Below are 19,781 nucleotides of genomic sequence, written 5' to 3'. Positions count from 1 at the left end.
AATGAATTATTTATGCAAATGATACGGAACCGTTGTGATCACGATATCTTTATGACGAATAAACCACATTCGTAAAAGAAGTGCACTTTGGTTATGTAATACATGATGCCACCATTTGTGCGGAATAAACTGAGGGATAATAATATGGATATGCCCCCCATTTTCTTGTTTCGCCTCTATTGTTTTAATAAGACGATTCAATGGTTCAAGAAGAGAACGATATTTACTACGAAGAACGACCAGCCTACAAGGAGTTCCCCACTCTTTCCACTTTTTCTCCATTTTATCTATAGATTGCTCATCGAAACCAACGTATACAGCAATCGGATCAACATCTAAACTTTTCGCAAAGGAAAGCGTATTGTTCACAACACGATGAACACCTGACACTAAAACAAGAGTAACGACATTGCTTGCTTCTGGACGTATGCTCTGCATATCAATGCGCAGTTCTTTTGCAACATCTTCATAATGCTTGTGAATAGCCATTGAGATAAAAATAATAATAGGCAATACAACTAATACAACCCAAGCACCGCCTGTAAACTTTGTAACAGCGAAAATAACAGCGACTATTGATGTAATAACCGCACCAACTGTATTAATCGTAAGCTTAACTTTCCAATTCGGTCCTTTAATTCGTTTCCAGCGGCGCATCAAACCAATTTGCGCTACTGTAAATGAAAGGAAAACACCGATCGCATACAATGGAATTAAAGCATTCGTATGCGCATGAAACGAGATAATCAAAATACATGCCAATGATGCTAATACAATAATTCCGTTTGAATACCCTAAACGATCTCCGCGATTTGTCAAACTTCGAGGCAAAAATCCATCTGCTGCTACAATTGCAGCAAGCTGAGAAAATCCTGTAAACGTCGAATTTGCCGCTAAAATTAAAACGATAAACGTAAACCATATAATTACTTGGTATAAAATCCCATGACCAAAATACATGCCAGCTAACTGAGACAACATGGTGTTGTGCGGATCTGGCGTAATTCCTTTCGTATATAAATGAAACGAAAATCCGAACAATGTCACAGCTGTGATACTACCTAAAGCAATATAAGTTTTAATTGCGTTTTTTTGCTGCGGTTCTCTAAAAATAGGAACTGCATTCGAAATCGTCTCAATTCCTGTAAGCGCCGAACAAGCTGAGCTGAACGCTTTCAAAATCAATAAAGTTGTTAATCCCTCTGGAACCGTTCCAAAGGATGGTGTAGTTGATTGGATAAATCCATGACGAAGTTCATCAAAAAATCCGGTAAAAATTAAAATTAACATACAAATCATAAAACCAAATGTCGGCCAAGCAAAAACGCGAGCTGATTCTGCTACTCCTCGCAAGTTTACAAGTACTAAGAGAATAACACACAAAATGGCCAAAATCGTTTCATATGGAGTAACTACAGGGTAAGCAGATGAAACGGCTTCTATAGCTGCAGATACAGATACAGCCACGGTTAACACGTAATCAACGAGCAATGAACTAGAAGCAACGAGAGAAACCCATCGCGGCTTGAAGTTATCTTTTGCAATGGCATATGCTCCCCCGCCGTTTGGATATGCCAAAATCCCCATAATATAAGATACAATCAAAATTGCCAAAAGAACGATAGTAGAAATCGTAATAGGCAAAATCAACCATTTCGCACCAGGACCAAGCCCTGCAAGCTCTGTCATTCCTGATTCAGGTCCATATGCAACGGATGAATACAAATCCGCTGAAAGGATAGGCAGTGCAATCAACCAAAATAACTTGTTATGGTGCGCATGAAGCTCTGATGTTCGCATAGGACGACCAATTAAAAATCGCTTCACATTACTGAAGTTGCTTGCAGAAAACCAAATTGCAACCAATGCTAGTATGATTAATACTGCTTCCAACCATCTAACTAAAGTATGATGATCCATAACTTTTTCTCCTTTTAATTGCTATTTTTTTATTCTCCTTATTTTAATTGATACATAATATTTTGAACAACAAAATATAAACTATGTAGTTTTCGAAAATATTCACAATAAAAAATCTACAATCTATATTTAGAAATTCATTATATATAATACGAAAAACCCGCTAGCTTCATGCTAACGGGCTGCATAATGGTGGATAGAAGAACTAAATTCTTCTATCCCTTATTATTTAATACCTCCTCTATCATTATCCATGTTAGTTTTCTTGTATTTTTTAAAATTAAAAATGATACGCTTTCAAATAAACCTAAAATTGGTAATTATATTTCAGTGCCTATTCACAAACTCTAATGATTGAAATCAAATTCAACCAGAGGAGGAATTACGTTATGACTGTAATTACAAAACTTAAACAAACTGTTTCAGGATTAAAAAGTGCACAAGCAAGCTTAGAAGGATTTGCTCTTGATACTGATAACCAACAAGCAAAGCAATTATTCCAAAGTGCAGCTCAACAAACACAATCAATTATTGAGTCTTTATCTCCGCGTGTTCAAGAAGTTGAACAAGAAGAGCCTCAATATACACAGCAATAACAACATAAGAAAAATCGGTCATCCACAAGCCAGTATACCAACAAAACAGAATGATACTTATCAATGTATGCCTACACACATAGGCTAGTTCATTATTATATGTATACTTTCTGATTAGCTGAAAAAAGGGTGATACAATATCATCCTTTTTTCAAATCCAATTACATAAAGCAATAGAAATGGAATGATACCATGCGAAAATTCGGAACAATCTCCTTGTTATTCCTTCTCTTATTCGGTTTCCTATGCGGATGTCACAGTCCATTAGATAAACAAGTAAAGCAAGAATCAACACAGAAAAGAAATAAAACAGATGCGAAACTAACAAAGGTAAACATAGAATCCATTGATCAATCGGCAGCGAATGAAGCGAAAAATAAGATTCTTGCTATGGATGAAATACTTGAAGTAAAAGCTGTTAATTTCAATAACGAACTTTATGTAGCTGTTAAACCAAAGCATCGTGAACGCTTTCAGCTAAAGAAACTACGAAAAGAAATAAAACAAACATTAAAAAAGATGTATCCTAATGTAAAAATTTATGTAAGTACGGATAAAAAAATTTTCACGTTACTCGATAAGTTAGATACCAAGATTAAAAATAAAGAATTAGATAAGGAGGAAGTAAAAAAACAACTAAAAATAGTGAAAAAAGAAATGCATTCCGATACGTAATGATACTTTTCAAAACAGAAAAGGAAGGATTCATATGTCAAAGAGAAATAAAGATTTAACACCAGCACAGCAAGAGTATAAACAATTTGAAAAGCAGCGTGAACCGAAACGGCCTGTTCTGAAAAATTGTATAAAAGCTTTTTTTGTCGGCGGATTTATTTGCTTAATCGGTCAACTTATTTCTACGTTTTATATTACGTATTTCGATTTCACTGAAAGGTCAGCTGGTAATCCGACTGTAGCTACAATGATTTTTATTTCCATGCTCCTAACAGGCTTTGGTGTGTACGATCGACTAGCTCAATTTGGCGGGGCTGGTACAGCTGTTCCTGTTACCGGCTTTGGAAATTCAGTCATCGCAGCTTGTATTGAACACCGTACAGAAGGCTTTGTTCTTGGGGTAGGCGGGAATATGTTTAAGTTAGCAGGATCCGTTATTTTATTTGGTGTATTTTCCGCTTTTGTCATCGCACTTATTAAAACCATTTTAGTTCAATGGGGAGGGTTTTAAATGTTACAAGGTCACCGAACATGGGTATTTGAAAATAAGCCGGTAATTATATCAACTGGTGTCATCGGCGGACCATTCGAAGCAAACGGAAACATCCCTGAAGATTTCGATACATTGCATGACAATTTATGGTTAGGACAAGACTCCTATGAAAAAGCACATCGAATTTTATTCGAAGAAGCTTGCAGCAGGGCAACAGAAAAAGCAAAACTGCGTAAAGAAGATATTCAATTTATTCTAGCAGGAGATCTTATCAATCAAATCACTCCCTCAAGTTTTGCCTCCCGAACACTCGGCGCTCCTTATCTCGGATTGTTTGGGGCTTGCTCTACTTCAATGGAAGGCCTTGCTTTAGGTGCGAGTATTGTAAATGGAAAAGGAGCGAAATACTTATTAACAGGAGCTTCTAGCCATAATACCGCTGTTGAAAAGCAATTCCGATATCCAACTGAATATGGAGGACAAAAGCCCCCTACCGCTCAGTGGACAGTAACTGGAGCGGGGGCTGCTCTATTAAGTGATCAAGGAGACGGACCTTGCGTTACGTCAGCAACAATTGGACGAGTTATTGATATGGGTTTATCAGATCCATTTAATATGGGAGGTGCCATGGCGCCCGCTGCTGTCGATACAATAGAAGCACATTTAAGAGAACGACAAATTGATGCATCCTACTATGACTTAATTGTAACAGGTGATCTCGGTCATGTAGGACGCGAAATTGCTTTTGATTTACTGCGTAAGCAAGGAACATCTGTAACAAGCGAGCAGTTTCAAGATTGCGGATTACTCATTTATAGGGACGATCAACCGATTTTAGCAGGAGCGAGCGGTCCAGGCTGTTCAGCCACTGTCGTGTATGGGCATTTATTAAATCGCATGAAGAAAGGGGAATTCAGCAAAATGCTCGTAGTCGCTACCGGCGCTTTACTTTCCCCATTAACTTTCCAGCAGCAAGAAACAATTCCATGTATCGCCCATGCAGTATCCATTGAAGTTGGAGGTGTACAATAAATGATCTTTTTTTGGGCTTTCGTAATTGGCGGCGCCATTTGTGTGATTGGTCAAATTATGTTTGATGTCTTTAAACTTACTCCCGCTCATACAATGTCAACGCTTGTTGTCATTGGTGCCATATTAGACGGACTCAATTTGTATGAGCCATTAATTGATTTTGCCGGGGCCGGTGCAACAGTTCCTATTACAAGCTTCGGTAACGCCCTTGTTCACGGTGCGCTGGCAGAAGCGGATAAGCATGGCATCATTGGAGTTATAACAGGAATGTTTGCAGTAACAAGCGCCGGTGTATCTGCCGCGATTATCTTCGGTTTTATCGGAGCTTTATTATTTAAACCAAAAGGATAAGAGGTGTTCCTATGACCGTTGTCGCTAGTGTAAAAACATGCCTTGCCAGCTTAAAAGGCGCACAGGCAAATTTAAGTACACTTTCACAAAACGCTGCTGACGAAGAAGCAAAACGCGTTTTTCATGAATGCATGATAGAAATGGATAGTGTCATCGCTGATTTACAAAGACGAGTTTCAGCATTGGAACTAGAAGAACCACAATATAAAGGATTTTAAGAAGACTGGAGGGACTTTATATGCCTAACATTCACATACCAGAATGGCCGCTTGTCATTATACGTTCTTTATGTGTCTTAGTTGTTTTATTCGCCATTACGAAATGGCTTGGCAAAAGACAAATCTCTCAACTTTCCTTTTTTGAATACATAGCCGGTATGACGATTGGTGATATCGCTGCAGAAGTATCGACAGGATTGGAACAAAACTTCTTCCACGGTATTTCTAGTATGATGGTTTTTGCTGTCATACCTTTTTTCGCAGGACTGATTTCCTTAAAAAATAAGACGGTACGAGATTTTTTTGAAGGTAAATCCACTATTTTTATAAAAGATGGAAAAGTACTCGAAGATAATTTAAAAAAGGAAAAATATACAAGTGATGAACTACTAGAGCTTCTTCGAAAAAAAGATGTCTTTAACATAAATGATGTTGAATACGCTGTACTAGAACCAAGCGGGGAATTAAACGTTTTACTAAAGAAAGACAGACAACCACTAACCGCAAAAGACGTCGGCTTAAAAGTACCAAATGAAAAAGAAACGCACACAGTCATTATGGATGGAAACATACTAGATGAACCTCTTTCAGCTAGCGGCCATAACCGCGCTTGGCTTCGCACGGAGCTCGAAAAAATTGGGGTTGCATTAGATAATGTTTTCATCGGACAAATCGATTCTTACGGACAACTAACTGTCGACATATACAACGATAAAATCCAAATGCCTTCCCCTCAAGACAAGCCATTATTACTTGCTTCCTTAAAAAAGTGTCATGCTGATCTCGAACTATTTTCTTTAGAAACGAAATCAAATGCCGCTAGCAGCATGTATGCAAATAATGCAAAGAAGATAGAAGAAATTTTAAATAAAGTAACGTATCTACTTAAAGAATAAGAGAGAAAAGAACGCTTATATATGTAACGGCGTTCTTTTTTTGTAGCAGTCTTTCTCCATGTTTGATATGTTTAAATTCATACAATTCGGTTATGATGATGAAGGTATAGAAGAAGGGAATTCCTTATCAGTAGCGAATTAACATGATACACATACATATTTTTTAAACTGAAGTGGTTTCGTTTGACCTTTATTGACCATAATTGTATTATAAAACTAACAAATGTGTTAAAGGAGGAAGTTACACATGAATTTAATTCCTACAGTTATTGAACAAACAAATCGCGGGGAACGCGCTTACGACATTTACTCTCGTTTATTAAAAGACCGCATCATTATGCTTGGCAGCGCAATTGATGACAACGTAGCAAACTCAATTGTTTCTCAGCTTTTATTCTTAGAATCACAAGACCCAGAAAAAGATATTCATATATATATCAACAGTCCTGGTGGCTCTATTACAGCAGGTATGGCAATTTACGATACAATGCAATTCATTAAACCAAAAGTATCTACAATTTGTATCGGTATGGCTGCATCTATGGGTGCTTTCCTGCTTGCTGCTGGTGAAAAAGGAAAGCGTTTCGCTCTTCCAAACAGTGAAGTTATGATTCACCAACCACTTGGCGGTGCACAAGGACAAGCGACAGAAATCGAAATCGCTGCAAAACGCATCCTATTCTTGCGTGATAAATTAAACAAAATTCTTTCTGAACGTACAGGTCAAGATTTAGAAGTAATCGAGCGCGACACAGAGCGTGACAACTTCATGACAGCAGACAAAGCACTAGAATACGGCTTAATCGACAAGATCTTTACAAATCGCTAATAAAAGCGGATTACAAAAAGAGCTATCGCGCATTCGCGATAGCTCTTTTTTATTGTTCCTTTTGCACATAAGCCACAAGTGCTTCTAATGCTGCTGTTTCATCTGATCCTTCTGTAGTAATTGTAACTTTGCATCCAGCTCCGATTGCTAAGCTCATAATCCCCATAATACTCTTAGCATTGACCGTTTTTCCGTCTTTCTCCATAAAAATATCGGCTTGAAAACGATTTGCTTCTTGTACAAACAACGCTGCCGGACGTGCTTGCAATCCAGCTTTCAACAACACCTCTACCTGTTTTTGAACCACAGCTCCATTCCCCTTTATCTTTTATTTTTTTACAATCGCTTCTCCAGCACGTAATTTATCTGCAATGTCATCGATTTTACGCAAACGATGGTTGATACCCGATTTACTAATGTTCCCCCCGGATACCATTTCCCCCAATTCTTTCAATGTAACATCTTGATAATTGATACGCAGTTCTGCGATTTCACGTAATTTATCTGGTAAAAAATCTAGACCAACTGTTTCTTCAATGTAACGAATATTTTCGATTTGCCTTAATGCTGCACCAATCGTTTTATTTAAGTTTGCTGTTTCGCAGTTCACAAGACGATTTACAGAATTACGCATATCGCGCACAATGCGAATATCTTCAAACCTTAAAAGGGCGTTATGAGCACCAATAATATTTAAGAATTCGGTAATCTTTTCCGCTTCCTTTAAATACGTAATATACCCTTTTCGCCTTTCTAACGTTTTACTATTTAATGCAAATTCGTTCATAAGTTCACATATCGCATCATTATGTTCTTTGTATAACGAGAAAATCTCTAAATGATATGATGATGTTTCTGGATTATTAACAGAACCACCAGCTAAAAACGCACCGCGTAAGTATGAACGTTTACAACACTTTTTCTCAATTAATTCTTGTGAAATATTACGAATGAACGAAAAGTCCTCTCGTACAATATGCAAATCCGATAAAATCTCACGTGCTTTTTCAACTAAACGAACGATATACACATTATTTTTCTTTAGGCGCATTTTCTTACGTACAAGCAACTCAACTGTAACGTTATACCCTTTTTTCAATAATGTATAAATTCTTCGAGCAATCGCTGCATTTTCCGTTTGAATATCAATAATTACACGGCGATTTGAAAAGGAGAGTGAACCGTTCATCCGAAGTAATGCTGATAGCTCTGTCCTCTCACAGCACCCCTTCATTTCAAGCTTTGTCAGCTCTTTTTTTGTTTCTGATGCAAATGACAACCATTTCACCTCCTGACAAAATATAAAATTACAATTATTTTCATGCCCTAAATGAATTTGTAGCGTTACTCCAAAGAAGTAACGCCTTCACCATGCAAGCTCATTCACTATTCCTTCAAGCTTACAATTTATATTAACGAATGTAAAATCGAAGCTAGTTTTACTGTATCATGACGTACAACTTGATCATCATACTTTACTAAACGATCTTTAATCAAATTAATATTTTGCGCTTTAAAATGCCCTTCATCAATTACAACCGGCTCCGACATTTCTTCTGCATAACGTCCTAATAATTCAGCCGGAATTGGCTCATCGTTTACTATTGTTATATCAATAAACGCTTCTCCAAGATGATCATGCAATGCTTTCACATGATCAAACGCTGTATATCCCATTGTTTCACCAGCTTGGGTCATTACATTACAGACATATACTTTCTTCGCCTTCGCGCGAAGGACTGCATCGCCAATTTTTTTCACCATTAAATTCGGCAAAATGCTTGTATACAGACTACCTGGCCCAAATACAAGTAAATCAGCTCTTTGAATTTCCATTAATGTTTCATGAAGCGGTTCTACTTCCCCTGGTGTTAAAAAGACACGGTTAATTTTTTTGCCGGAATACGGAATTTTAGATTCCCCGCTTACAATTTGTCCATCTTCCAATTCCGCATGCAAAACAACACTTTGATTCGCAGCCGGAAGCACACGTCCCCTTACATTTAACACTTTACTTGTCTCCGTAATAGCATGAAAGAAATCGCCTGTAATAGCTGTCATTCCAGCTAACAATAAATTACCAAGCGCATGCCCCGTTAACCCTTCCCCCGATGTAAAACGATGTTGGAATAACGCCTCGACAAGAGGCTCCACATCGGACAACGCAACAAGTACGTTGCGGATGTCTCCAGGAGGTGGAATTTCTAACTGATCACGAAGTCTTCCAGAACTTCCCCCATCATCAGCAACTGTTACAATTGCTGTAATATCAACAGGATACTTTTTTAAACCACGCAGTAAAACGGATAGACCAGTTCCGCCCCCCATAATAACGATTTTCGGTTTCCTCTCTTTTCCCATCGCTTAATGTCCCTTTCTCTTCTCCACATCACGATGAGATACATGAGTTGGACACTCTTGCTTCAAATGTTTCGTCAAATATTCTGCAAGCGTAACGGATCGATGTTGCCCTCCTGTACATCCAATTGCAATGACAAGTTGACTTTTTCCTTCTCGCTTATAATGTGGAAGCATAAAGGAAATAAGGTCTGTTAACTTCTCAAGAAATTTATGCGTTTCATTAAACTTCAGCACATAGGACGATACTTCCTCATCAAGACCTGTTAACGGCTTCATGTGTGGAATATAGTATGGATTCGGTAAAAAACGAACATCAAATACTAAATCAGCATCAATTGGAATACCATATTTAAATCCAAATGACATCACGTTCACACGAAATGCTTGCTCACTCTCAGTTGAGAATAATTGAACAATCTTTTCTCTTAACTCTTTCGGTTTTAAGTCTGACGTATCAAGTACAATATTCGCGCGCGCCTTCATATCTGTTAACAGCGTACGCTCTGCTTCTATTCCTTTCAACGGAAGACCTGTTGGAGCAAGTGGATGTGAACGCCTTGTTTCTTTATAACGAGTTACAAGCGTGCTATCTTTTGCATCTAAAAATAAAATATGAGGAATAATCCATGTGCGCTCCGTTAAATCATCAAGCGCTCCCCATAAGTGATCAAAGAACTCTCGGCCACGCAAATCGATACCGAGCGCTACTTTATTCATTTTCCCTTTCGAATCTGCCATTAATTCAACAAACTTCGGCAACAACATGGGCGGTAAATTATCCACACAAAAATATCCTAAATCCTCAAAGCTTTGCAGGGCAACTGTCTTTCCTGCTCCGGACATTCCTGTAATAATGACCATTTTAATATCATTATGTGCGTCCATCATATCCCCCCTTATGGTTTAACTCGGATCTAATCGATACGAAAGTAATTCAAAATTTGGTGTATATACAAATGTACCGTAAATAATACCATTTCCTTTAATTAAATAATCAATAATATGATAATCTCCTGGCGCCATTGGCAGCTCATCAATCTTATCAACTGTATGCCAGCCTATTATCCCTTCTTCGCTTTGCAATTTATTTTCTCCTGCAAAATCTGTAGCTAAGAAGGAAAACATCATCCATTCAGAAACAACCTTATCCCCTTCTTGGATCACGAAAGTAAAGACACCTTTTAATGTTGGATTTTTTAAATAAATACCCGTTTCTTCGCGATATTCACGAACAACCGACTCTCTTACTGTTTCGCCGCGCTCCATCTTTCCACCTGGAGCAACCCACCAATTCCGACGAGGTTTTTGTAATAGGAGAACTTCATTATCCTTGATTAACACACAGTTTGTCACTCTTTGCAAGCTTCTCACCTCAGCTACTTATAACAGGGAAATCCCTATTATATACTCACTTCATTATACTATCAAATACAGTTTGTCACAATGAAGGAACGCCCGGCCCATGACAAATAAAAAGGATGATGGGAGACTATTCCCATCACCATTCAGTGAAAAATAAAGTGAAACTTCCTTTTGGAGCGTTCTTCTCCAAAAGGTTAGTTGAACCAATCGGGCTTTTATATGCAGGTGGCAGATACCAGGAAGAGATCTTGTACAATTATTGATCATCCACAATAATATATGCTGTTCTTATTGGTCCATGCACACCTACAACAAGATTCATTTCAATGTCAGCACTGTTAGATGGACCAGAAATGAAGTTCAAACAGGCTGGGATTTCCCTCCCTTCCATATTTTGACTATGAATCATCTTTGTAGCTTGTGTTAACCTTGGCACAATCGTACTTTTCGGGACAATTGCGATATATGATTCAGGAAGAAGACTAACAGGCCTCCCTCTCGTACCCTCATTAAATAAAACAACGGTTCCTGATTCAGCGAGAGTAATATCACTGAACGTAATTCCAACATCAGCTGTTTTTGCAAATTCAATACTCTCTTCTTTATGATTTAAGTCCCATTTATGAAAACGTGTTGCATCGTCATTTGTAAAAGAATCACTAAGATTATATGCATCGAAACGTTCATCATGAGAATAAATAACTGATTTTATATTCCATTCTTTCATAAAGGATTGTAATGTTTCAGCAAGATTCGCCTTTGTTGTTCGCTGAACTTCTGTATGAATATCCTTGCATTGTTCAATTAACTTCAGTATAAGTTCATCTTGTGTTAATCCGTCAAAAATACTCCATTGCGGAGAAAGTGACCAGCTTGGCTTCTTTACTGCTTCTGGACGTTTCCTCTCTAATTTTTCTGATAATTTAGATAAAAATTTCTCACGATTTTGAATAGCCATTATTTCTCCTCCCTTGACCGTTTTTCAAACCAATCTCTAAACGGTTGTTTTTTCGGAGCCGGGAAGTCTCTTGCTTTTGTCCAAGCCTTTAACGGCCCTACCCCGCGTTCAATTTTATCTCCTTTTATAAAAGGCTTTAATGCGTACGGAGCTGTCCTCGCCGCAAGAGAGAACGACCTCGAGCTATTCGCCACTTTTTCAAAGCCTTTCATAGCCATATCCCAAGCTAAAGGAGACTTCTTCGCCTCTTCCACAATCTGTCGGCGATGTCGAATTAATAATTCGTGTAAAGGTATTTTTACCGGACATGCTTCCGTACAAGCACCACAAAGACTAGAGGCATAAGGCAGGTCCTTATACTCATCATACCCGCCTAAAAGCGGCGTCAATACAGCACCGATCGGGCCTGGATAGATAGAACCGTATGCATGACCTCCGATGTGACGATATACTGGACATACATTAATACATGCAGCGCAACGAATACATTGAAGGACACTTTGGAATTCTGTTCCTAAAATATTGGAACGCCCATTATCAACAATTACTAAATGAAATTCCTCAGGTCCATCTGTCCCTCCAGGTTCCGTTAAGCCTGTAATATAACTTGTTAACTTTTGCCCTACAGAACTTCGGCATAGGAGTGTTACTAGCACATCCAGCTCCTCCCATGTTGGGACAATCCGTTCCATCCCCATAACGGTAATTAACGTTTTCGGAATGGTCGTAACTAACCTCGCATTCCCTTCATTTGCTACAATAGAAACAGACCCGGACTCTGCAACAGCAAAATTACATCCAGTCACTCCTACATCCGCTGTTAAAAAGTCATTACGCAAATAGTTCCGTACAAACCTCGCCATTTTTTCAGGATCAGCTGGTCCGGTATACCCTATTTTTTCTTTAAACAACTCGCAAATACTTTCTTTATCTTTATGAAGACAGGGAACAACAATATGTGATGGCGGATCATGGTCATTAATTTGTAAAATAAATTCTGCAAGGTCCGTTTCTAATACTTCCCCGCCAACTTCTTCAATTGCTTCATTTAGACTGATTTCTTCCGTTACCATAGATTTTGACTTTACAATTTTTTTCGCGTTTTTCTTTTTTATAATACCCTTTACATATTCCCTTGCCTCTTCAGCAGTCTCTGCGAAATAAACAAAGCCTCCGTTTTTCTCAACATTTTCACTGAGTTGATATAAATAATAATCAAGGTTTTCTAATGTATGCTTTCGAATCTCTTCTCCTAAAGATCGCCATTCTTCCCAATTCCCAAGACTCTCAGTTGCTTTTAGTTTCTTACCCCTAAGGCCGTCTTGCGCTTTCGCAACAGCCCTTCTCATGAATTGATCACCAATGGCCGTTTCAGTACGTTTATGAAAGGGATCATTTCCAATCTTCATTCCCATTTTTATATCCCCTTTCTATCTTCATTTAATACTTGCGCAATATGTTTTACCTCAATTGGATAACCATGACGGGTTAATCGACCTTTTATATTCATTAAACAGCTGCAATCCATCCCGATTAACACTTCCGCACCTGTTTCCATAATATGTTTCACTTTTTCATCAACCATTTGCTCTGAGATTTCTGCCATCTTCACTGAGAATGTACCGCCGAATCCACAGCAATCATAATTGTGTGATAATGGAACAACTTCCAACCCTTTTACATGTTTTAATAACTTTTGAGGAGGTTCCTTAATACCCATTAACCGGCTCATATGACAAGATGTATGAACAGTTGCTTTTTTATGAAGTTCCGCACCTAAATCTTCTTTACCTAACACTTCTACAAGAAATTGTGTAAATTCATATGTTTTATTCGCCAGTTCAGTAGCTTTTTGCCGCCATTCCGTTTCACTTTCAGAAAATAAGCTTGAAAACTCGTGAACCATCATGACACAGGAACCAGATGGCGCTACAACATATTCCGAACCAGCAAATGCTTCAATCATATGTTTTGCAGCTGTTTTCGTTTCTTTTTGATAACCGCTATTATAAGCAGGTTGACCACAGCAGGTTTGGTTTTTTGGAAAGTCGACTTCACAACCTAAATCTTCAAGAATTTCAACAACATCTTTTCCTACTTCTGGATAAAAAACATCTCCAAGACAAGTAATAAATACGGATACTTTCATATTGACACCTCCAAATAAGGTAAAGTAGCGGGATACAGTGAAACTTCCATTCGGAAATGCCTTTCTTCTGAATGGTTAGTTGAATCAATCGGGTTCTTACAAGCAGTTCTACTCCCAGAATTTCCACCTTCACTTACTGCTTGTTAGAGCGGGGTAAAGTGAAACTTCCACTCGAAGGTGCTTTTCCTTCGAATGGTTAGTTGAACCAATCGGGTTCTTACAAGCAGTTCTACTCCTCGAACTTTCACCTTCGTTTACTGCTTGTTAGAGCGGGATAAAGTAGAAAAGCAAAGATAATCACTGTATGTTCAAGTAATCTTGTCAACCAATCTACCTTTTTGTATTTTTAGTAAAAAACATAAAAAATATGAATAAAAATGGTAAGTAATTGAAATAAAGTGAAACTTCCACTCGAAGATGCTTTTCTTCGAATGGTTAGTTGAACCAATCGGGTTCTTACAAGCAGTCATTCTCCTCGAATTTCCACCTTTGCTTACTGCTTGTTAGAGCGGGATACTGTGAAACTTCCATTCGGAAACGCTTTTCCTACGAATGGTTAGTTGAACCAATCGGGCTCTTACAAGCAGTCATTCTCCTCGAATTTCCACCTTTGCTTACTGCTTGTTAGAGCGGGATACTGTGAAACTTCCATTCGGAAACGCTTTTCCTACGAATGGTTAGTTGAACCAATCGGGCTCTTACAAGCAGTCATTCTCCTCGAATTTCCACCTTTGCTTACTGCTTGTTAGAGCGGGATAAACACAAAAAAAGCCACCTTACAAAGAAGGTAGCTTTCCTATCACGCATCCTCTACGGGGCGTCTTATTTATTTGCTTCTTTTAATTCTTCTAATAGTTCTTCCACATAATGCTGTGCACTTTGCGCTGCAATACTTCCGTCACCAGTTGCTGTTACAATTTGACGAAGCATTTTTTCACGAATATCACCAGCTGCGAAAATACCAGGAACTTTTGTTTCCATACGTTCATTTGTTTCAATATAACCATTTTCATTTGTAATACCTAGCTCTGCAAATGGTTTAGAAAGTGGCAGCATACCGATATAGATAAATGCGCCATCTGTTTTAAACTCTTGCTCTTCACCGCTGTTTACATCCACAAGTGTTACGCTGCCTACTTTTCCGTTTGCTTCGTTAATTTCTTTTACAGTATGATTCCAAATGAAATCAATTTTTTCATTTTGGAAAGCACGGTCCTGTAAAATCTTTTGTGCACGTAATTGATCACGACGGTGAACAATCGTTACCTTCGTTGCAAAGCGTGTTAAATACACACCTTCTTCAACAGCTGAGTCGCCGCCGCCCACAACAACAAGCTCTTTACCTTTAAAGAATGCACCGTCACATACAGCACAGTATGATACGCCGCGGCCGCCAAGCTCTTTCTCTCCTGGCACGCCAATTTTCTTATATTCCGCACCGCTCGCTACAATAATTGCACGTGCTTTATATTCTTTCTTTCCAGCGACAACTGTTTTATATTCTTTCCCATCAATAACTTGTTTCACATCGCCATATGCGTATTCTGCACCAAATTTCTTCGCATGTTCAAACATTTTGTTTGATAAGTCCGGCCCTAAAATATGGTCATATCCTGGATAGTTTTCTACTTCTTCTGTATTTGCCATTTGTCCGCCCGGGATACCGCGTTCAAGCATCAACGTGCTTAAGTTCGCACGAGATGTATACACAGCTGCTGTCATCCCTGCTGGACCAGCTCCGATAATAATTACATCATAAATTTTTTCTTCCGCCATATTGTTCATCTCCTGTTCTTATCGCTCTTTTCATACCCTCATTATACTGTTCGCAGTTGATTTTTCCCAATGATTTGCTTGCATTTATCCCGCAGTAAGACCCCCGAAATTAGGAAGATAGGTGAGAGCATGCGCCCGATTGGTGAGAGCTTTCCATTCGAAGGAGAAGCACCTTCGAATGGAAGTTTCACTTTATGCATGCAAACGTCTTACTGCTTGCACATATTTTCGTACAGTTGCTACCGATACATTATATATATTCCCAAGCTCTGCCTGCGTCAGCTTATCTTGGCACTCGCCGCGTACAATATATTCAACTGCTGCTGACCAGCCATATACATTTGTAAAAGATGTTCCGCTCGTGTATAAACGTATAAATGTACAAAACCAAAGATGTAGACATTCTTCAATAAGCTCATCGTCTTTTTTCGTATAATTGTATAAAGCGTCTGCAATGCGAATACATTGTTCAAACTGCTGCAGCTCTCCTGGAATACTTTTATGACTGTTAATTAAAAAGAAATAGTTCGCTAGTTGCGATACAATTGGAACACGATTAGGAGATTGCATTACATCAAAGAAAAAGCCAAGCTTCTCTGGTGTTGTCAATTCATTCATTAAATATAAAGCCAACATCTGTTCTTCCAAGGTTTCGCTTTTCTGAAACGATTGCTGAAGCTCCCGGAATAATATATTTTGACCTTCATCTACTAAATTAATAGCATTCCAAGGTTCTTTTCCCTTTTTATCAGGATGTAATTCCACTACATGCATCCACATTTTCTCAGCTGTTTGCTCATCCTTTACCATATAGGCAGAATATGCAAACCAATAATAAAAGCTAACATCACCTTCGTAACCTTGACGTTTTAACGCTTTTAACCATTTATATGCACTTTCAAAACGACCAATTGTCGCAAAGGTTGTCCCTAGTTTCACTCGATGTTCAAACGACATCGGGTACACTGTTTCCAATTGCTCTGCTAACTTTTCTACTTGCTTATATTCCCCAATAGAATATAGAAAAATAAGCGTATTACATAACGCATGAATATTTCCTGGATTTTTCTCTAAAATCAGCTCTGTCATTTTCAACGCTTGATCAACATTCCCAAGCTGAAAATGTGCGATTGCTAAGTTATTATGAGCTGACCAAAACTCAGGATATTCCGTTATGACACCTTCAAGCGTCGCAATCGCTTCTTCTAATTGACCATTACGAATATAATGATTCGCTTGCTCTTGCATCACAATTAATCCATCTTCATCTTCTAAGTCCGGCGCATCCATTTCTTCTTCTTCAATGATCTCTAGAAGTTCCATTGTTTCAGCAATAAATTCTTTATCCGTTGCAATTTCTAAATACCGCTCTGCGTACTTTTTTGCTTGCTGGAATAACCCAAGGTACGCATAATTATTTGCCATAAAATAATAGCATTCTTCTATTTTTTCACCCGTACGAACAATTTGTAATAAGATTTGATTTGATTCGTGATACTCTCCCGCTTCCGATAATGCCGTTGCTAATTGACATAAAATAAACGGCTCTTTCCGACCTTGTGCCGCTCTCTTAAAATATTTAATTGCATCTTCTAAATGATGATTGCGGTAAGCCTTCATACCTTTATCATAAAAGAAGTCAGCTAATTGATTAAAAGAAATAACTTGTCCGTTTTCTTTACGAATTTCTTGATTTTTCCCCATAAATCCTCCATTATTTCATTCTTCTATCTCTAAGTATAAACGATTCCTCAAAAAACAAAACAGTATATTATACACAAATATTTCCTTTTCATTCCCGAAAAGAGAAGGGAAATGTTACATTCCTAACATTTCCCTTCTCTCGCTGCCATTTCCTCTTTCGTATAAATAATTCGCATCGGATTCCCACCAACGAAAGCACCGCTCGGCACATCACGATGAACAAGTGTCCCAGCTGACACAATTGCCCCGTCTCCAATGACAACGCCAGGTAAAATAGTCGAATTTGCACCAATCATTACTTCGTCTCCAATAATAATTTCACCAAGGCGATATTCTGTAATTAAATATTCATGAGCTAATAGCGTTGTATTATAGCCAATAACGGAATTACGTCCAACTGTAATCTTCTCTGGGAACATAATATCTGGCATAACCATAAGTGCAAAAGAAGTTTTCTCCCCAATTTGCATTCGCAAAAATGTGCGATATAACCAATTTTTCATACGTAAAAAAGGGGTATAACGCGCGATTTGGATCACAATGAAGTTTTTCATCACTTTCCAAAATGAGACCGTTTTATATACATTCCATAATGAATTTGCTCCTGATACTGGATAGCGCGTTGTCCGTCGCACTTTACTCGCTCCCTTTTTGTGCTCCCACTTAACTGCTGAGCCTTACCTAATGTTCAGCTGCCCGTAAGAGAACGATTAATGAGGCAAGATTGTTAATAAATCACTCATTTTTTCTAACACATAATCAGGCTTGTAAGACTCTAAATATTCGCGTCCTTTAATTGTCCATGCAACAGCAGCTGTCTTCACGCCGGCATTTTGTCCACCAACAATATCGTGATGGTTATCGCCTACCATCAAAGCTTCTTCCGGCTTTGCCTCTAATAACTGAAGTGCTCTTTGAATTGGCTCTGGATGTGGTTTCACATGTTCTACATCATCAATCGTTACCACAACATCAAAAAATTGTTTTAATTTCGATAGCTGTAATCCCATTTCGACAGTTTTGCGTGCCTTTGTTGTTACAATCCCGACTTTATAACCTTTTTCACGAAGTTCCTGTACAGTTTCATACACTGTTTCATACTCTTCTACTAATTCATCATGATGTTCGTGGTTGAAGTCACGATAACATTGAATAAGTTCTTCCACTCGGTTCTCGTCGATTTTACTAAATGTATCGTGCAATGATGGACCAATAAATGGCAGTACATCTTCACGTTTATATTGATTTGGATAATATTTTTCTAATGTATGCAAAAATGAAGAGATAATAAGTTCGTTTGTATTAATCAATGTTCCATCCAAGTCAAATAACACTGTATTAATTTTCATCTTTTCGCCACCCTTAGTTGTTATATGATAAAGTGAAACTTCCATTCGAAGACGCTTTTCCTTCGAATGGTTAGCTCTCACCAATCAGGCTCTTACAAGCAGTTCCTCTTCTCGCATTTCCACATTCGCTTACTGCTTGTTAGAGCGGGGATAAGAAAAGAAGCAGCGCCGCATATATGACGCTACTTTTTTCATTTAACCCGACTCATGTACCGAATCACAAAGTTATATCATTATTGTTCTAAATATCGTTTATCCGCATACCCCATTTTTCGTCTCACAACAATGAAAATAATAGAGACGATAATTATGGCAATTGATATAACTTGTGCAACGCGAAGCGGGCCGAGCATTAAGCTGTCCGTACGCAATCCTTCGATATAGCAGCGGCCGACAGAATACCAAATTAAATATGTAAAGAATAGTTCACCGCGGCGTAAATTTACTTTACGAAGGAATAAAAGTAAAATAACCCCAGCAAAATTCCATAATGATTCATATAAGAATGTCGGCTGATAATATACACCATCAATATACATTTGATTTATAATAAACTGTGGTAAATGTAAATTTTCGAGAAATTGACGCGTTACTTCACCGCCATGTGCTTCTTGATTCATAAAGTTTCCCCAGCGTCCAATCGCTTGTCCAAGTAAAATACTTGGCGCGGCGATATCCGCTAGCTTCCAAAAAGAAAGGCCGCGTTTTTTCGCAAATACAATTCCTGTAAGAACCGCTCCAATTAATCCGCCATGAATAGCTAAGCCGCCTTGACGAATCCTAATAATTTCGATTGGATGTTGTGAATAATAACCCCATTCAAAAATAACATAGTATGCACGTGCACAAAGGATTGCAATTGGCACCGCAATCAATACTAAATCAATAAATGTGTCTTTTGGAATACCAAGGCGATCACTTTCCCGAGTTGCGAGCCATAATCCAAGTAAGACACCAGAGCCGATAATCACACCGTACCAATAAATCGGAAACGGCCCGAGATGAATCGCCACACGATCCAGCTGTGGTACAGATCCTAACAGCATATTCTTCACTCCCTTTCTCTTTCTATCAGTCGAGGAGAAACTCTCCCTCTACTAATGGAAGTTTCA

At 38.3% G+C, this 19,781-nt stretch carries 22 protein-coding genes; 8 read left to right on the top strand and 14 right to left on the bottom strand.

Going from position 1 to position 19,781, the window contains the following annotated elements; all coding sequences use genetic code 11:
• Positions 1 to 6 precede the first annotated feature (6 nt).
• Positions 7 to 1,920 carry an APC family permease gene (locus AB1279_RS02010; RefSeq protein WP_429757660.1) on the bottom strand — a complete coding sequence of 638 codons (1,914 nt, stop codon included), beginning with the start codon at positions 1,918 to 1,920 and terminating at the stop codon, positions 7 to 9.
• Positions 1,921 to 2,309: 389 nt separating this feature from the next.
• Between AB1279_RS02010 and AB1279_RS02005 the strand changes: the two genes are divergently transcribed.
• The 8 genes from AB1279_RS02005 (at position 2,310) to clpP (ending at position 7,010) form a co-directional block, all read left to right on the top strand.
• Positions 2,310 to 2,516 carry a DUF1657 domain-containing protein gene (locus AB1279_RS02005; protein ID WP_336482332.1) on the top strand — a complete coding sequence of 69 codons (207 nt, stop codon included), beginning with the start codon at positions 2,310 to 2,312 and terminating at the stop codon, positions 2,514 to 2,516.
• Between the two features lie 192 nt (positions 2,517 to 2,708).
• On the top strand, positions 2,709 to 3,191 hold the full coding sequence (locus tag AB1279_RS02000) for a YhcN/YlaJ family sporulation lipoprotein (RefSeq protein WP_429753161.1): 483 nt from the start codon (positions 2,709 to 2,711) through the stop codon (positions 3,189 to 3,191).
• Between the two features lie 34 nt (positions 3,192 to 3,225).
• A complete protein-coding gene (gene spoVAC / locus AB1279_RS01995; RefSeq protein WP_429757659.1) occupies positions 3,226 to 3,702 on the top strand; it encodes a stage V sporulation protein AC in 477 nt (158 codons plus the stop codon).
• A complete protein-coding gene (gene spoVAD / locus AB1279_RS01990; RefSeq protein ID WP_429757658.1) occupies positions 3,703 to 4,716 on the top strand; it encodes a stage V sporulation protein AD in 1,014 nt (337 codons plus the stop codon).
• Positions 4,717 to 5,067 carry a stage V sporulation protein AE gene (gene spoVAE, locus AB1279_RS01985; RefSeq protein ID WP_429753158.1) on the top strand — a complete coding sequence of 117 codons (351 nt, stop codon included), beginning with the start codon at positions 4,717 to 4,719 and terminating at the stop codon, positions 5,065 to 5,067.
• Between the two features lie 11 nt (positions 5,068 to 5,078).
• A complete protein-coding gene (locus tag AB1279_RS01980; RefSeq protein ID WP_429753157.1) occupies positions 5,079 to 5,285 on the top strand; it encodes a DUF1657 domain-containing protein in 207 nt (68 codons plus the stop codon).
• A gap of 20 nt (positions 5,286 to 5,305) precedes the next feature.
• Entirely contained in the window at positions 5,306 to 6,181 is an 876-nt protein-coding gene (locus AB1279_RS01975; RefSeq protein WP_429757657.1) for a DUF421 domain-containing protein, read from the top strand.
• 247 nt (positions 6,182 to 6,428) lie between these two features.
• A complete protein-coding gene (clpP, locus tag AB1279_RS01970; protein ID WP_098308426.1) occupies positions 6,429 to 7,010 on the top strand; it encodes an ATP-dependent Clp endopeptidase proteolytic subunit ClpP in 582 nt (193 codons plus the stop codon).
• Between the two features lie 49 nt (positions 7,011 to 7,059).
• On the opposite strand, the gene AB1279_RS01965 is transcribed toward clpP, so the two are convergent.
• From AB1279_RS01965 to lgt, 13 genes are all read right to left on the bottom strand, one after another.
• Positions 7,060 to 7,317 (bottom strand): HPr family phosphocarrier protein, encoded by a 258-nt coding sequence (locus tag AB1279_RS01965; RefSeq protein WP_377880264.1) that lies wholly within the window; start codon positions 7,315 to 7,317, stop codon positions 7,060 to 7,062.
• Positions 7,318 to 7,338: 21 nt separating this feature from the next.
• Positions 7,339 to 8,289 carry a DNA-binding protein WhiA gene (whiA, locus tag AB1279_RS01960; RefSeq protein ID WP_429757656.1) on the bottom strand — a complete coding sequence of 317 codons (951 nt, stop codon included), beginning with the start codon at positions 8,287 to 8,289 and terminating at the stop codon, positions 7,339 to 7,341.
• 128 nt (positions 8,290 to 8,417) lie between these two features.
• Complete coding sequence (locus tag AB1279_RS01955) at positions 8,418 to 9,371, bottom strand: gluconeogenesis factor YvcK family protein (RefSeq protein WP_429757655.1); 954 nt, start codon at positions 9,369 to 9,371, stop codon at positions 8,418 to 8,420.
• A gap of 3 nt (positions 9,372 to 9,374) precedes the next feature.
• On the bottom strand, positions 9,375 to 10,256 hold the full coding sequence (gene rapZ / locus AB1279_RS01950) for an RNase adapter RapZ (protein WP_429753153.1): 882 nt from the start codon (positions 10,254 to 10,256) through the stop codon (positions 9,375 to 9,377).
• An 18-nt stretch (positions 10,257 to 10,274) separates the two neighbouring features.
• Entirely contained in the window at positions 10,275 to 10,733 is a 459-nt protein-coding gene (locus tag AB1279_RS01945) for an NUDIX hydrolase (protein ID WP_098308417.1), read from the bottom strand.
• Positions 10,734 to 10,989: 256 nt separating this feature from the next.
• Positions 10,990 to 11,691, bottom strand: coding sequence for a LutC/YkgG family protein (locus tag AB1279_RS01940; protein ID WP_429757654.1), 702 nt, complete (start codon positions 11,689 to 11,691; stop codon positions 10,990 to 10,992).
• Complete coding sequence (locus tag AB1279_RS01935; protein ID WP_429757653.1) at positions 11,691 to 13,106, bottom strand: LutB/LldF family L-lactate oxidation iron-sulfur protein; 1,416 nt, start codon at positions 13,104 to 13,106, stop codon at positions 11,691 to 11,693. Before AB1279_RS01935 ends, AB1279_RS01940 begins: the two co-directional genes overlap by 1 nt.
• Before the next feature lie 2 nt (positions 13,107 to 13,108).
• Positions 13,109 to 13,840, bottom strand: coding sequence for a (Fe-S)-binding protein (locus tag AB1279_RS01930; RefSeq protein WP_429757652.1), 732 nt, complete (start codon positions 13,838 to 13,840; stop codon positions 13,109 to 13,111).
• Positions 13,841 to 14,662: 822 nt separating this feature from the next.
• Positions 14,663 to 15,616 (bottom strand): thioredoxin-disulfide reductase, encoded by a 954-nt coding sequence (gene trxB, locus AB1279_RS01925; protein ID WP_429753149.1) that lies wholly within the window; start codon positions 15,614 to 15,616, stop codon positions 14,663 to 14,665.
• A 192-nt stretch (positions 15,617 to 15,808) separates the two neighbouring features.
• Positions 15,809 to 17,320 carry a tetratricopeptide repeat protein gene (locus tag AB1279_RS01920; RefSeq protein ID WP_429757651.1) on the bottom strand — a complete coding sequence of 504 codons (1,512 nt, stop codon included), beginning with the start codon at positions 17,318 to 17,320 and terminating at the stop codon, positions 15,809 to 15,811.
• Positions 17,321 to 17,442: 122 nt separating this feature from the next.
• The gene (locus AB1279_RS01915; protein ID WP_336482315.1) at positions 17,443 to 17,955 is read right to left on the bottom strand and encodes an acyltransferase; all 513 of its coding nucleotides are present in this window, start codon (positions 17,953 to 17,955) and stop codon (positions 17,443 to 17,445) included.
• 75 nt (positions 17,956 to 18,030) lie between these two features.
• Entirely contained in the window at positions 18,031 to 18,669 is a 639-nt protein-coding gene (gene ppaX / locus AB1279_RS01910; RefSeq protein ID WP_429753147.1) for a pyrophosphatase PpaX, read from the bottom strand.
• Positions 18,670 to 18,902: 233 nt separating this feature from the next.
• Entirely contained in the window at positions 18,903 to 19,715 is an 813-nt protein-coding gene (gene lgt / locus AB1279_RS01905) for a prolipoprotein diacylglyceryl transferase (RefSeq protein WP_429761274.1), read from the bottom strand.
• Positions 19,716 to 19,781 lie beyond the last annotated feature (66 nt).

It is taken from the genome of Bacillus sp. S14(2024) (genome assembly GCF_050473785.1).
Taxonomy (GTDB): Bacteria; Bacillota; Bacilli; order Bacillales; family Bacillaceae_G; genus Bacillus_A; species Bacillus_A yunxiaonensis.
This window is presented reverse-complemented; position numbering and strand designations above follow the sequence as displayed.